Source organism: Kribbella sp. VKM Ac-2571, assembly GCF_004362255.1.
Taxonomy (GTDB): domain Bacteria; phylum Actinomycetota; class Actinomycetes; order Propionibacteriales; family Kribbellaceae; genus Kribbella; species Kribbella pratensis.
In genome coordinates this window covers 1-14,389 of sequence record NZ_SNWS01000015.1, presented here as the reverse complement: position 1 = coordinate 14,389, position 14,389 = coordinate 1, and the positions used below count along the sequence as shown (strand labels likewise).

11 protein-coding genes are annotated in these 14,389 nt (G+C 68.5%); 8 read left to right on the top strand and 3 right to left on the bottom strand.

What is annotated here, in order from left to right; genetic code table 11:
• Positions 1-48 precede the first annotated feature (48 nt).
• A complete protein-coding gene (locus tag EV651_RS29015) occupies positions 49-843 on the bottom strand; it encodes an RNA methyltransferase (protein ID WP_133788446.1) in 795 nt (264 codons plus the stop codon).
• A 274-nt stretch (positions 844-1,117) separates the two neighbouring features.
• Between EV651_RS29015 and EV651_RS29010 the strand changes: the two genes are divergently transcribed.
• The 7 genes from EV651_RS29010 (at position 1,118) to EV651_RS28980 (ending at position 12,313) form a co-directional block, all read left to right on the top strand.
• Complete coding sequence (locus EV651_RS29010) at positions 1,118-2,308, top strand: hypothetical protein (protein ID WP_133788445.1); 1,191 nt, start codon at positions 1,118-1,120, stop codon at positions 2,306-2,308.
• Positions 2,305-3,003: a hypothetical protein gene (locus tag EV651_RS29005; RefSeq protein ID WP_133788444.1), complete on the top strand. Its 699-nt coding sequence runs from the start codon at positions 2,305-2,307 to the stop codon at positions 3,001-3,003. Before EV651_RS29010 ends, EV651_RS29005 begins: the two co-directional genes overlap by 4 nt.
• Positions 2,996-3,667: a hypothetical protein gene (locus tag EV651_RS29000; RefSeq protein ID WP_133788443.1), complete on the top strand. Its 672-nt coding sequence runs from the start codon at positions 2,996-2,998 to the stop codon at positions 3,665-3,667. Before EV651_RS29005 ends, EV651_RS29000 begins: the two co-directional genes overlap by 8 nt.
• On the top strand, positions 3,664-6,792 hold the full coding sequence (locus EV651_RS28995; RefSeq protein WP_133788442.1) for a chromosome segregation ATPase: 3,129 nt from the start codon (positions 3,664-3,666) through the stop codon (positions 6,790-6,792). The genes EV651_RS29000 and EV651_RS28995 overlap by 4 nt, the downstream gene beginning before the upstream one ends.
• 109 nt (positions 6,793-6,901) lie before the next feature.
• On the top strand, positions 6,902-9,613 hold the full coding sequence (locus EV651_RS28990; RefSeq protein WP_133788441.1) for an AbfB domain-containing protein: 2,712 nt from the start codon (positions 6,902-6,904) through the stop codon (positions 9,611-9,613).
• Between the two features lies 1 nt (position 9,614).
• Positions 9,615-11,420 (top strand): glycoside hydrolase family 76 protein, encoded by a 1,806-nt coding sequence (locus EV651_RS28985; RefSeq protein ID WP_133788440.1) that lies wholly within the window; start codon positions 9,615-9,617, stop codon positions 11,418-11,420.
• 242 nt (positions 11,421-11,662) lie between these two features.
• The gene (locus EV651_RS28980) at positions 11,663-12,313 is read left to right on the top strand and encodes a hypothetical protein (RefSeq protein ID WP_130389075.1); all 651 of its coding nucleotides are present in this window, start codon (positions 11,663-11,665) and stop codon (positions 12,311-12,313) included.
• On the opposite strand, the gene EV651_RS28975 is transcribed toward EV651_RS28980, so the two are convergent.
• On the bottom strand, positions 12,314-12,793 hold the full coding sequence (locus EV651_RS28975) for an AAA family ATPase (RefSeq protein WP_133788439.1): 480 nt from the start codon (positions 12,791-12,793) through the stop codon (positions 12,314-12,316).
• Positions 12,794-12,802: 9 nt separating this feature from the next.
• On the bottom strand, positions 12,803-13,858 hold the full coding sequence (bioB, locus tag EV651_RS28970; protein WP_133788438.1) for a biotin synthase BioB: 1,056 nt from the start codon (positions 13,856-13,858) through the stop codon (positions 12,803-12,805).
• A gap of 152 nt (positions 13,859-14,010) precedes the next feature.
• Between bioB and EV651_RS41600 the strand changes: the two genes are divergently transcribed.
• Complete coding sequence (locus tag EV651_RS41600) at positions 14,011-14,265, top strand: helix-hairpin-helix domain-containing protein (RefSeq protein WP_166658830.1); 255 nt, start codon at positions 14,011-14,013, stop codon at positions 14,263-14,265.
• The last annotated feature ends 124 nt before the right edge of the window (positions 14,266-14,389 follow it).

Sequence of the window (14,389 nt, the reverse complement as noted above, 5' to 3'; positions counted from 1 at the left end):
CTCCTTCTGCTCGGTTGCCGTGCCATTCTGCCCGGCCATTCCACCGAGTCACCAACCTTCCTTCCGAGCCCGTGCCTCGAAGAGCAGGATTCCGGCCGACAGCGCGACGTTCAGCGAATCCGCCTGACCGAGCATCGGGATCGACACCGCGTCGAACCCCTCGTCGTGCCACGCCCGCGACAACCCCGAGCCCTCCGAACCGACCACGAACGCGGTCGGACCGTCGTACTGCGGGACTCGGTACGTGCCCGTCGCGGCCGGATCCGCGAGGTGGACACGGAACCGGTGGCTCCGCAGCCACGCGGCCGCTGACGGGATGTCGTCGAACTCCACGATCGGAGTCGAGAGGACGGTGCCGCGGCTCGCGGAGTACACGGCGGGATGGGTCGGGCGGGCGCGGCGGCTGGTCAGGACGAGGCAGTCGGCGTTGGCGGCGTCCGCCGTACGGATCAGGGTGCCGAGGTTGCCGGCGTACTCGACGCCGTCGGCCACCAGGACCAGCGAGCGGCTGGTGAAGCGGAACGCGTGTGGTCGCCACTCCGGGACCCGGGCGATCGAGATCAGGCCGTCGGGGCGGGTCTTGCGGGACAGGCGGGCGAGCAGCTTCTCCGAGATCCGGTAGACCTCGGTGGCGCGCTCCACGATCCGGTCGACGTCCGTCGCACCGGCCTCGGGGCACCAGAGGAAGGTCTCGATGGTGGCGGTTGTGGTGAGTAGGCAGTCGTGTTCCCAGGTGCCTTCGACCATGATCCGGCCGGGTGAACCGTCCTTACGCAGCGCAAGCAGGTCACGGACACGGGGGTGTTGAGCGCCGATAGAGCGGACAAAGGGGTGCACAGTCATGTGCAAGCTCCGTACGGAGAGAATCAGCAAGCGCGCCGGGGACCCTGCGACAGGGCCCGCACCGGCGGGGCGACACCTATCAGGTGCCGTGGTACTGACGCGGCCTATCGACCGCGTCAGCCAAGGATTCTCATCACACCTCGGATGGTAGGCAGCCGCGCATCCGCCGTCATCCGGTTTTCCACAGGCCGGTGACGGGTGAGTTTTGGTCTGTCGGTGCGGGTGGTTAGAGTCCTTTTCCTATTGCTGTTGCCAGCACCCGGGAGGAGGGCGGATGGACGCGACACTGCTCGACGCCGAGGCCGACGCGGCCGTGCTGCGTGTCTACCGTCAGGTGTTCGCCGTGCTCGCCCGCGAGGCCGGCGCGATGATCGTCGATCCCGACCTGCTGGACGTCGACCAGGCGATCCTGGACGCATTCGCCGAGGCGGGCAGCGACGGTCTGACCGTGGAGCAGGCCACCCTCGCCTGCCGGGCGTATCCGCACGACGTGATCGTCCGCCGCTTCGACGTCCTCCGGCAGTACGGCGCGATCACCAAACTCGTCGACCGTCCGAACGAGTTGCGCCACCGCGCCGCCTTCGCGCCGTACGTGATGCTGATGTTCCTGCGGCGGATGTCCGTGCAGGGCGGCCAGGGCGAGCTGCACCAACTGCTCACCCTCGAGGCGCACAGCGTCAGCGACCCGCAGGCGACGGCCGACGACGGCAAGGCCTCGATCGGCCGCCTGACCAAGGTCTTCCGCCTGCTCGGCAACGAGCTCGCGATCCTCGTCTCGACCAGCACCACCGCCCAGCTCCGGGAGAACGCCCAGCTCGCCTGGGGCAACGAGCGCCTGATCGAGCAGGCCGAGAAGGTGCACCGGCTCGTCCTGGACCGCTGGCCCGAGCTGCACCGCGACTGCACCTCGCTCCGGATGGCGCTGGCGGCGTACGCCGATGCTGTGCAGCTCGCCGCCGGCCGCCTGGTCGAGCGCGCCGGCACGACGCGGGCGCTCGGCCTCCTGCCCATCGAGACCTGGCTGACCTTCTCCCGGAGCAGCGAGCCCGACACGCTGGCCGCCGTACTCGATGGTCTGTTGTTCGACGCCGCCGCACCGGACTTCTCGGCGCAGACGCTGGTCGAGGCAGTCGAGACAGGACGTCGCAGCGGGACCGCGCGGATGGCGCCACCACGTCCGACCGCAGACGCGGATGCTCCGGAGTCGGCCGCTGCGACGGACCGTGAGGACCTGCGCGCCGAGGCCGAGCGAGTGCTGGCCGGCCGCCCGTCGGTCGATATCGTCGAGGTCATCGACGAGGCAGGTGACTGGATCACCGCGCGCCGCGTCCTCGCCGAGCTGACCGCGGCGCATCTGCACGACGAGCTCGACTACGAGCTCGTGTGGTCCGACGGCATGCGGATCGATCCCACCGCGGGTACGCCGTGGGCCACCGAGGGCGTGTTCCGCCGGGTGGTTCGATGAGCACTGAGGCGGTCGAGCGGCGGCTGTACAACGCGTTGTGGTGGGCGAAGGTGCAGTCAGCCGGCCCGCTCGAGGTCGACCCGGACACACCTGCTGTCGCCGGTCTCACCCGCGCGGCGGCACCGGACGGGTCCTCGGTCTGGCTGGTGCCGACGCTCCCGTCAGGCGCGGGTCATGGCGTGCTCGACGAGCTCGATGCTCCCCCGGTCGCGGTCGAGCAGCCGAACGAAACGGCCCGCATCCTCGCGATCTGCGTCGCTTGCTGCTGGACCGACCGCAGCGCGCCGGCCTGGCCCGGTTCGACGGGCACGCTCGCGCAGATCAGGTCCGTGTACGCCGGGATGCGCGGCCGCCCCGAGCAGTCGAGCGACCTCACCCTGATCATCGGCAGCCTGCGCCGTCTGCACGCCACGCACTGGCTCCTGTGGAACGACAAGGCCGGCGAGGTTCGCCTCGGCCCGCGCGTCATCACCTGGACCCCGGCCGACCTCTCCACCCTGCGCGACCTGTGCAGGCACCTGCCGGAGCCGCCGCCGGCCGTCCTGTCCACCGAGCACCCGACCGAGCGCCCCGCCGAGCCGGCACCTGACGACGCCCTGCCGGACCCCGCTCCGGCCGGCGCTGCGGAACCTCACGCTGAGCCTCAAGCGGAGCCTGATGCGGAGCCTGATGCGGGGGTGGTGTCGGATGACTGAGCAGCAGCACGCGTTGTTCGACCCTCTGCTCCAGGACCTCAGCGACCGCTCCCGCGACGAGGTCCTCGCCGCGTTCAGCGCGGTGCAGTACGCCGCGCACCCGGTCGCCGAAGTGCAGCTGGCCGGTCTCCGCGACGTCACCCTGCGCCGCCAGGTGCAGCGCATGCTCAAGCTCATCGGCCGGACCCTCGTCCACGTCGACGGCACCCATTGGACCGCGGGGTACGACGACGACATCGCCGCCAGCCTCGTGGCTCAAGGCTGGCAGCCCCTGTCCGTCATCGACCGCGCGGTCCTGGTGCTCGTGCTCATCCACTCCGTCGCGATCCCCCGCAGCGAAGGCATCCTGACCGGGGACAGCTGGAAGTCCGCGCGACCCACCACGGTCGACGAACTGCGGACGACCAGGATCAGCGGCGAGGAGCGGCGCCTTGCCCTGCAGCGGTTGCGCGCCGCGGGGTTGATCCAGCTGTCCGGCGATCATTCCGGCGGCCCGTCGTACATCCCGGGTCCGCAGCTGCAGCGTCTGACGCCGGCCGCACGTCGTCGTCTGCAGGATCAGCTGATCCTCGCCGCCGCCCCGGCCAGCCCGATCGCCGAAGCCATCCGCGCCCGCAACGGCGTCCCAGCAGAAGTCAGCACGACAACGGGAGAAGGCAAATGAGCACTGAGGACGGGCCGTTCGACATCCTGGGGTCGAAGGTGCTGCTCGGTGTGCAGGTCGTCGACCTGTCCCGCCTGTCGACGCATCCGATCCCGATGATCGGCCGCGGCCTGATCACGGTGGCCGGCCAGGGCCCGACCGACTCGAACGGCGCCGGCAAGTCGTCCTGGATCGCCGCGCTCAGCCTTCTGCACGCCGACGACCAGTGGCGCCTGACCAGCGGCGCGCCCGGCGCCGCCGAGCTGCTGTTCACCGCCGAGGCGGCCGGCCAGGAAGGCAATTGGTCGAACGTCGACCGCGGCTACATCGTCGGCGTCTTCTCCGATCCCGACCTCACCGACCTCGACGAGATCGAGGCGGCCGCGATCACCGTCTGGATCCGCATCAACCGCAAGGCGTCGTACATCGACCTGCGCTGGAAGCAGGGCCTGCACATCCCGTACGGCGCGACCGAGGCCGAGCGGGCCGCCGGCGCCGACGCGTTGTGGGCCTCCCTCCCGCACTCGAACGGCCGCACCGATTTCCACGCCAACAAGCTCTCCCAGGTGCTGTACGGCGGGCAGGTCCGGTGCGTCTCGTTCTTGTCGACGTCGGTGCGGTCCAGCCCGACGGCGAACCTGCTCGCCGAGCCGCTCAACGAGCTCGGGCCGGCCCGCATCTTCAACGCGATCGCGACGCTCACCGGTCTCGACCACGAGCTCGAGCAGGAGCAGGCGCACCGCTCCGCCGAGCACACCCAGCGCGAGGCGACGAAGCAGGCGACCGCCGACCTGCAGCGCTGGGAACAGGAGATGGCGACCGTCGAAGCCGGCATCCTGCAGCGCGCCGCGGCACGCGAAGCGCTCGCCGCGGCCAAGGAGTCCTGGCAGGCGCGCTCGGCGCGGCATCTGCTCGACGGATCCGCGCGGAACGACGAAATCCTTCAGGAACTGGCGGTTCTCGACGAGCGCGTCGCCGAGCAGGAGGCCCGGAAGGAAGCGATCGAGTCCGACATCGATGCCTTTGGCAACGAGGAGGGCCTGCTCCGGGATGTCCAGCTGACCCGCCAGGAGCGGGACAAGCTCGACGCTCGCGACCGGGAGCTCGACCTGGCGCAACGGTCGGTGCGGGAGCAACTGGAGCGTCTCGGACAAGAGCATCGGCGGCTGCTGGAGGCGGGCCGTTCGGCCGACGGCCGCGATCTGTCCGCGGCTGCTGAGGAGCAGGACGAGGCTCGTGCGGTGCTCGAGGAGCACATCGGCCGCGACCACGCCGCACGCTCCGCGGTCGACCAGGCGACGGCCGAGCTCCGTGAAGCCGAGAGCGGTCAGACGGTCTCCGCGCCACAGCAGCAGGTTCTGGAGAACGCCGGCATCGACTGCGGCGCGCTCACCGACATCACCGAACTGGCCGAAACCGACCGAGCCGAGTGGGAGCCACGACTCGCGCCGTACCGGGAGGCGGTCGTCATCGACGCCGGCGACGCCACCGTCGCGTCGACTGCGCTGGCCGACGCCGGGTACGCCGGATTCGTGCTCGTGCTGGCAAACCGGCCGGGAGCCAAAAGCTCCACGCGGAGCTCTTCAAAGATGGGCGGGCCCAAGTCGGCGGACAAGCGCTTCGTGCTGGACGCGTTCTTCGCCGCGATCGGCGAGCGTGCGACCAAGGACAACATCGACGATGTCGCCGGCGTGGTGGCTGTCGGCCAGTTCGACGAGCCGATCACCGGCCGGACCGCGCGAATCGAGGCCGCCCGTCGCCGCGTGGAGGCCGCGGTCGAGGCCCGCGCTCTCGCATCAGCAGCCTTGGACCAGGCACGGTCGCGGGTAGAGCAGGCAGAGCGTCGTACGGCGGCTGCTCGCGCGCTCGCCGATGCGGAGTCGGTGCAGGAGCAGATCCTCGCGCTCCGTGAGACCGTCGACCGTCACGAGAGCGACCGCGACGCGCTCGCACCGCAACTGCAGGCGGCGAAGGAGTCCGCCGAGACCGCCGCCGGCCAGCAACTGGTCCGCGACGAACGACTGAAGAACCTCGAAGCGACCCGTCGCGACCACGACCGGATCCTCGACGAGCTGACCGGCCGCCGCCTCGCGCTGCGCGAGGAGCAGACAACGCTCGACCTCACCACCCGGGCCACGGCCTGGGGCGGGACGCCCGCCGAGGCCGAGGAGTTCATCCTCGGACTGCCCGACGACGCGCAACGCCGTACGACAGCCGACTGGAACCACCAGGCCTGTACACAGCTCGACGACGTCATCCGCCGCTGCTTCCCGAACGCCCGATCGCGGGAAGAGATCCCGACCGAGCTGTGGGAGATCCTGAACGGTCCGGACGGCTGGACGAACGGCACCCTCGGCGACCGCGTCGGCCTGGTGCTGGCGCTGCAACGCACGCTGAGCACCCACCTCGCCCAGCACGAGACGTACGACAGCCTGCAGCAACAGCAGATCGCCAGCCAGCGCGCCGAGCGGAACGCCGCGCTCGAGCGCGCCCGCGAAGGCCTCGGCGAAGCGGAGAGCACGGCCCGCGCCCATCGCGCGTCGCTCGCCGACGGCATCAAGGCACGGCTCCGCCTGGTCTCCCAGGAGTTCGACCGCCTCGACCAGCAGTACGGCGGGTACGGCGCGAAGCTCGAGTTCCCCGAGCCCGATCCGCCCGCCGAGCCGGACAAACCGTGGCGCTGGACGGTCACGCCCAAATGGCGGCGGTCCGAGGGCGGCCCGTTCTCCGCGTTCAACGTCAAGGGCAACACCGCCCAGATGGACGAGAAGGCGGTGAAGCTGGTGTGCGCGGCCGCGCTCGCCGGCGGCTCCGACCGTCCACTGCTGCTGATCCTCGACGAGCTCGGACGCAACCTCGGCTCGCAGCACCGTCGCGAAGCGGTGGCGCTGTTCGAGCAGATCGGTCGCGACCGGAACATCACCGTGATCGGCGCGCTCCAGGACGACATGGAGCGGTACGCGCTCGCCTCGTCCCGGCTGTACGTCAAGCTCCGGCGCAGCTCGGACACCATGCCGTACAACCAGGCGCCGGTGGTGAAGGGCAACGAGGACAACGCGGCCCGGGTCGAGCTGCTCCGCGAGTGGATGACGTCGTACCGCGGTTCGACGCCGACGCTGGAACTGGCCTCGCCGACGCTCACGTAGTCCGACAATTTCCGACAGAAACAATCACGCGAGGTCTTGACCTGGCTCTGTGGGCCCGCATACTCACGGTGAGAGCGCTCTCTTCCTACCGCCCCAGGGAGATCCCCCCATGCTGTCGCGACCGTTTCTGCTGCTGACCACAGTCCTCGGCCTCTTCGCCGTACTCCTGACACCGCTCGAAGCGAGCGCGTTCACTCCGAAGCCACCGCCGTTGGCCACGCCGTGGACCAACCAGGTGTCGGTGACCGATCCGCTCCCGGAGTACCCGCGGCCGCAGCTGACGCGCACCGAGTGGCAGAGCCTCAACGGCGTCTGGCAGTTCGCGCCGACGAGCGACCTGAACAACCCGCCGACCGGGACGCTGCCCGAGGAGGTCCTCGTCCCGTACCCGATCGAGGCCGCGCTCTCCGGCATCCAGCGCCACGAGAACCGCATGTACTACAAGCGCACGTTCACCGTCCCGGCCGGCTGGTCGGGACGCCACGTGCAACTCAACTTCGGCGCGGTGATGTGGCAGTCGAAGGTCTGGGTGAACGGCACGCTGCTCGGCACGCACGAGGGCGGGTACGACGCGTTCTCGTACGACATCACTTCTGCCTTGCGGGCCGGGAGCAATGACATTGTCGTCGGCGTCTGGGCGCCGGTCGACACCGAGGACATCCCGCTCGGCAAGCAGCGCGTCAACCGCGGCGGCATCTGGTACACACCGTCGTCCGGCATCTGGCAGACCGTCTGGATCGAGCCGACGCAACCCACCTGGATCACCCGGCTCGACACGATCCCGAACGTCGCCGGCGGCGGCCTCGATCTCACCGTGCAGGCGCCAGCTTCAGGACAACGGGTCCACGCCCAGGTGCTGTCCGGCGGCCAGGTTGTCGGTGAAGCGAGCGGCGTCAGCGGGACGCAGTTCCGGATCGCCGTACCGAACGCGCATCTGTGGTCGCCCGACGATCCGTTCCTCTACGACCTTCGCGTGACGATGGGCAGCGACTCGGTCGGCGGGTATTTCGGGATGCGCTCCGTCGGCAAGGCGATGCTTGGTGGTTTCCTCCGGCCGACGCTGAACGGCAAGTTCGTCTACGCGCTCGGCACCCTCGACCAGGGATTCTGGCCGGACGGCCTCTACACCGCGCCGACCGACCAGGCGCTGCGGTTCGACCTGGAGCAGCAGAAGGCGCTCGGCTTCAACATGGTCCGCAAGCACATCAAGGTCGAGTCGGCACGCTGGTTCTACTGGGCCGACAAACTCGGGCTGATGGTGTGGCAGGACATGCCGTCGCTGGTTGCCGGACGCAACGCTTCCGCCACCGGCGAGGCGCGGTACGAGTCCGAGTTGCGCCGGATGGTCGACAACCACAAGCAGATCACATCGATCACGCAGTGGATCCCGTTCAACGAAGGTTGGGGCGAGTTCCAGGCCGGCCGGATCGCCGACCTGGTGAAGAACCTCGACCCGAGCCGGCTGGTCAACCACAACTCCGGTTCGAACTGCTGCGATTCGGATCCCGATCCCGGCAACGGCGACGTCATCGACGACCACCTGTACGTCGGACCCGGCGTCGCGCGGGCGCCGTCGACGACGCGCGTACTGCAACTCGGTGAGTACGGCGGACTCGGCCTGCACGTCCCCGGTCACGAGTGGCCCAGTGGCAACAGCTTCGCGTACGAGATGCTCCCGACGAGCGACGCGCTGACGACGCGGTACGTGCAGATCACCAGCCAACTGCCGGACCTGATCACCGGATCCGGCCTGTCCGGCTCGGTCTACACGGAGCCGACCGACGTCGAGGACGAGATCAACGGCTTCTACACCTACGACCGCCAGGTGCAGAAGATGGACTTCGCGCGGGTGCGGGCCGTCAACCTGCAGGTGCTCGCGGCCGCCAACGGTACGACGCTGCCGACCGGCAAGCTGGTCTCGTTCCGCGTCACAACCCCGACGTACACGAACCGCTACCTGCGGCACATCGACGGCGTCGCGAACACCGAGGTCGTCGATGCCGGCAGCAACCAAACGCTCAAGCAGGACGCGACGTTCTGGGTCCGGCCAGGGCTGTCCAACAGCAGCTGCTACTCCTTCGAGTCGCGCAACTTCCCCGGTCAGTACCTGCGCCAGCGCGACCTTCGGATCTACAAGGAAGCCAACCCGAACGCGGCCGACGCCACGTTCTGCACGCATCCCGGCCTGAGCGGCGGCGGTACGTCGTTGGAGTCCGCCGCGAGGCCCGGGTACTACCTGCGGCACCGCAACTCCGAGGTCTGGCTGGACACCGACACCGGTGGCTCGTACCGCGACGACGCAACCTGGAACCTCGTCCCGGCCTGGTGGCGCAGCGGGGCGGACCTCGCAGTCGGCCAGACCCGCACCTTCCGCGTCACCACACCCGGCTACACCGCTCGAGTACTGCGTCATCGCGACGGGCTGGCCCGGACCGACGTGATCGATGCGAACTCGTCGCTCACAGACCGGCAGGACGCGAGCTTCGTGATCCGCACCGGTCTGGCCGAGAGCAGTTGCTACTCCCTCGAGTCACTCAACTTCCCGGGCCAGTACCTCCGGCACAGCAACTACCGACTGCAGAAGGCGTCCAACGACGGCACCGACACGTTCCGCAAGGACGCCACCTTCTGTGCGCAGCCACCACGCGCGGGCGGCGCCGGCAACGTGTCACTGCAGTCGATCAACTACCCGACCTACTACGTCCGCCACGCCAGTGAGCTGGTCTACATCGCCACGGTCGGCGGGGCGAACCCGTGGGACGGCGGCGGTTCGTACGACGCCGACACGACGTGGGCCGACCAGCCCGGACTCGGAGGCTGACATGAGGGTTCTCTTGGCTCTCGTCCTGGTGCTGACCTTGGCGCCCGCGATCCCCGCCGAGGCGCAGCCCTTGGCAGCACAGGTCTGTTCGGTCTCGTGCGACACGCTCGATCCTTCGAAGGCGCAGGAGGAGACGTTCCCCGTACCGGAGAAGGTGATCAACGGGCGTCACGTCGTACTGCACGTTTCCGACAAGGATGCGATGGCGTGGGGCAGCATCGACAACGGGTCCACCAACGACGCGGTCTGGCTGGACCGCAGCTGGGACGGCGGCGCGACTTGGGACGGCCTGCTCGGCAAGGCCTCGATCCCGTCCGGGTGGACCGGCACGCGCACGCTCATGTACAACCTCGCCGACCCAGCCGGACACCGCCGCGGCCTGATCCGCGCCTGTGGTGACGCGGCTGGGGTCGACTGCACCGCCTGGGTCCACACCGCGGTCTGCGCGGCGGCCTGCGACGGTAGCTCGGGCGCCTCCGGCGACAACCAGCCGGTGCCGTCGACCACCCTGTCCAACCGGCGCATCTCGCTCCATATCGACAATCGCGGAATGGCCTGGGGTGCGCTGGAGAACGGCACGGCAGGTGACGAGATCTGGCTCGATCGCTCCTGGAACGAGGGCGCGTCCTGGCCCGGCGGCTCGTCGCTGGGCCGCACCAGTGTCGCCTCCGGCGCCAGTGCAGGCACAACCCGTCTCTACGCTGTGGTCGATCCGGTCTCCAAGCTGTACGGCGGCGCGGTCCGCGCCTGCGGGCGAGCCGTCGAAGGCCAGAACGGGAGCTGTACGGCGTGGGCGCGGCCGGCCTCCGACCGCACCGGGGCAGCCGCCGACGCGTTGATGTACTCGTACCAGCCGCACACCGCGTGGTGGCTGTCGAGTTGGTGGAACTCCGCGGTGGCGGTGACGACGCTGATGGATTACCAGCAGCGCACCCGCCGTACCGATCTGCGCTGGATCGTGAACGAGGTGTTCGAGAAGAACAAGGGAGTGTTCCCGGCCGGCGAGAAGAGCGGTGACGCGCTGGATGGGAACTTCATCAGTCGCGCGATCGACGACACCGAATGGTGGGGTATCGCGTGGATCGAGGCATACGACCTGACGGGCGACCGTCGGTACCTGGATAAGGCGGTCACCATCGCCAACTATGTCCAGGGGTACTGGGACACGAGCACGTGTGGCGGCGGGGTGTGGTGGGACCGCGAGCGCACGTACAAGAACGCGGTGACGAACGGGCTCTACATCCGGATGACCGCAGCGCTCCACAACCGGCTGGCCGGCGACACCGTCTGGTTGCAGCGAGCGACCGCAGGATGGAACTGGTTCGTTGGCAGCGGGATGATCAACCCTTCGAACCTGGTGAACGACGGGGTTACCGGGGCGTGCACCAACAACGGCCAGACCGTGTGGACGTACAACCAAGGCCTGGCGATCGGCGGCGCGCTGGAACTGTGGCGGGCCACCGGAGACGGCTCCCTCCTCGCGAGAGCTCGGCAGCTGGGTGACGCGGCGATGTCCTCGCTCAGCCCGGGCGGCATCCTCACCGAGAGCTGTGATCCCGCCGGCAACTGTGACGACAACCAGAAGCAGTTCAAGGGCATCTTCATGCGGTACTTCATGGACCTGGCGGACTCCACCGGCGATGCGTCGTACCGGACCTATGCCCAGCGGCAGGCCGACTCGATCTGGCAGAACGATCGCGACTCGCTGAACCGGCTCGGGCAGCGTTGGGCGGCCGGCGGCACGCGCGACTGGCGCACGCAGGCGAGCGCTCTGGGAGCACTGGTCGCGGCGGCTCCGGCGGGCTGAGCTTGACACTTGTCCAGATTTCGATGTGTTGTTACCAAAATCGGACCCCGGTGCTGACCTTTGACCAGGCGGTACAGCAGACTGGTCCGGTGACTTTTCCGGAGAGGCGCCGTACCTGCTCACACCGAGTAGGCGGAGCTCTGGTCAAGCGGTCGTATGACGGCGTACCGTCGCCTGCATCCGGCACCGTGTCACGGCCTGGCGCAGCATTGCCGCCGCCTCATCATGATCGGAGGGCGTGAATGGCATCCTGGCTGCTCCGCGCCCAATGGCCGCATCGTGACGAGTCCGTCGAGCACCGCGCGCTCCGGGTCGGCCGGACGCTGACCGCGGTGGCGGTCGCGTTCCCTGACGTCCACATCTGGACGCAGGACGAGCGCTGGGGGTACCACGTCCTCGAGGCCGACGGCTCCACCCCGCTGCAGGAGATGGTCGAGGCGACGACGAAGGTGCTCGCGAACGGCACGAGTACGACACGTCTGCACCTGCAGAGCACGGGCGAACTACCGTGGCTGTTCGACCTGTCCATGGGCGGCACGATGACGACGGTCTCGGACCAGCTCACGCTGCACTGGAGCGACGAGGACGCGCTGCAACAGTCCGAACGCTTCGCTCAGGTGCTGCGCGCGGTCGTCACGATCTGGGAACCGCAGTGGGCGAGCATCGCCGACACTGAGCTCGCGGCGGCGGCCGGTGTCTTCCGGCGCGGGATCCCGATGATGGGCTGGCTCACGTACGTTCGGGGCATGGTGGCCGGCGCTCCCGGCATCGACATCACGCTTACGCCGTACGAACGCGGCACCCTTCTGCAGGCGCCCGTCTCCCCCATCGACCTCACACCGGTCCACATCTGCGCAGCGGCCGCACTCGTCGGCATCGCGCCCGAGGAATAGCTACTCCTTCACTACGAGCTGCCGATCCCAACGCTGCAGCTCGTTCGCAGTCGGCACTTCGAACCTGCCGTGCCACTCCGTGAGCTCCTCCCGGCTGATGCGGAACGTCGCCTGCGGCAGGTTCGCGTTCCGTCGCTCGATCCGCTCCCAGAGCACCTCGAACGGCAGGTCGAGTACGACGATCTCCGCACTCGCACCGATCGCCTGCGCCCGGGTCCGGAACAGATCTCGTTCCTCCTCCGACCAGCAGCCGTAGTCGAGGATCACATTGACCTCGAGCGTCAACGCCCTCGCCGCGACGCCCCAGAGCAGCTCGGACTCCAGCACCCAGCGCCGTCCGTCGACCTCGTTGGTGTTGAACAAGGCGTCCATCCACTCGTCCGGCGTGAACCGCAGCGCCTTCCGCTCCTCCTCGATCCGTCGAGCCCACGAAGTCTTGCCCGCGCCCGGCAACCCGACGATCAACACCATCCCAGCCATCTGGAGAGCCTAGTCGGCGGGGGCGGCACTGCCTGCACCGCGATGTCTGAGCGTCACCAGATCGTGGCGAGCGACGGGCAACGTAGGCTGCTCCATCCCTTCGATCGTGAAGCCGGCGTCGGCGATCAGCTGCAGATCGTCCCCACCCGGCTGACCCTCGCTCGTCAGGTAGTCACCCAAGAAGATCGAGTTGGCCACATGCAACGCCAGCACCTGCATCCCACGCAGGTGAATCTCCCGTCCACCGGCCAGCCGTACCTCGACATCGGGGAAGCAGAACCGGAACAGCGCCAGGATGCGCAGGCACCGCTCGGGCGTCAGGTCCCAGCGTCCCTCCAACGGCGTCCCCTCGAACGGGATCAGGAAGTTCACCGGCACCGAGTCCGGATCCAGATTTCGTAATGCGAACGCCAGATCCACGATCTCGTCGTCCGACTCGCCCATCCCGAAGATTGCCCCCGAACACGGAGACAGTCCGCCCCGCGTCGCCCGCCGTACCGTGTCCACCCGATCTGCGAACGTGTGCGTCGTACAGATCTCGCCGTACCGCTCCTCGCTCGTGTTCAGATTGTGGCTGTAGGCATAGGCGCCCGCGTCGCGTAGCCGCTCAGCCTGACCGTCCTGCAGGAGGCCGAGGCAGACACAGACCTCCACCTGCGGGTGCTCGGCCTTGATCGCGCCGATCGTGGTCTCGACCCGACGGATGTCACGGTCTCCGGGGCCACGTCCGCTCGCCACCAGACAGACGCGTTTCACCCCGGCGTCGACGGCCTTGCCGGCGAGTTCCGCGGCCTCGGCCGGATCGATCCACGAGTACTTCATGATCTGCGCGGTGGACCCGAGTCGCTGGGAGCAGTACGTGCAGTCCTCTGGGCAGAGGCCGCTCTTCAAGTTGACGATCGTATTGAGCTTCACCCGCCGGCCGAAGAACTCTCGCCGTACCCGGAACGCCGCCGCCACCACATCCAGCAGCTCGTCATCCCCGGCGAGCACCCGCAGCGCCTCCGCGCGCGATGGCAACTCCCGATCCAACGACTTCGTCACCAGCGTCTCGAGTACAGTCACCGCTCGATCCTCACCCGAGGGGAGAGCTCCAACAATTGTCAGAAACCTCCAAGGACCTGGACCTGATCTTGCGCGGGTCAGGCTTGCCTACCGAGGCGACAACGTCCGATCCGTTCAAGACCTGCATCAGCCGGACGCGGCATGGTCGAACCATGTCGAAGACCGAACTCACGAGCCTCATGAACGTTGGCCCGGCCGTCGCCGACTATCTGAGCCGGGCGGAGATCACGCGGATCGACCAACTGGCCAGCCGGGATCCTGTCGAGATCTACGAGACGATCTGCGAACGAGACCAGCAACGGCACGACCCGTGTCTTCTGGACACGATCATGTCCGCCGTCGATCAGGCCAACGGCAACCCGATGCGGCCCTGGTGGACGTATATCCCCGAGCGCAAGGCCGGCTGATTGCCATGCCCGTACAGAAACTCAGGCATACAAATGTTAAGGGCCACCCCTTGCGGGGTGGCCCTTAACAGTGTGAATGTCCGGCGGCGTCCTACTCTCCCACGACCTCCCGGTCGCAGTACCA